This is a genomic window from Tenebrionibacter intestinalis, assembly GCF_016632365.1.
GTDB lineage: Bacteria > Pseudomonadota > Gammaproteobacteria > Enterobacterales > Enterobacteriaceae > Tenebrionibacter > Tenebrionibacter intestinalis.
Window position 1 is genome coordinate 1 of the sequence record NZ_JAEPBH010000206.1, and the last position, 317, is coordinate 317.

A 317-nucleotide genomic window follows, 5' to 3' on the forward strand; every position below is an offset into this window, starting at 1 on the left:
CTCAGATAGTTATTCTCAACTAAAACCCTTTTACCTTAAAAAGATATAATAAAACCCAACCAAAACCTAATATAAATCCACCAAGCCCCCCCAACTGCGCAGCATAAACAATATCGCTCCACAATATTTCAAAATCTCCGCCTTGAAAATATGATAACGCGATAAACGCTAGCTTCGTTGTTATGCCAACTAAGATCATGCCAATACAACTGAAGAAGAGAATTGATCCGCATATAATAAACTTACCAATTACCACCCGAGAAGAATATTTCATTTCTTAAGTTCCTCAGATACTTTATCTGTTGCTTTTCCACCTA

The 317-nt window shown here is 36.0% G+C and carries 1 protein-coding gene; it reads right to left on the minus strand.

What is annotated here, in order from left to right:
• Positions 1–19 precede the first annotated feature (19 nt).
• Complete coding sequence (locus tag JJB97_RS18490; RefSeq protein WP_238715549.1) at positions 20–274, minus strand: hypothetical protein; 255 nt, start codon at positions 272–274, stop codon at positions 20–22.
• Between the last annotated feature and the right edge of the window lie 43 nt (positions 275–317).

What these genes read in the sequence shown, in the direction of transcription:
- JJB97_RS18490 (WP_238715549.1), bottom strand. Translation starts at nt 274, where the DNA reads ATGAAATATTCTTCTCGGGTGGTAATTGGTAAGTTTATTATATGCGGA.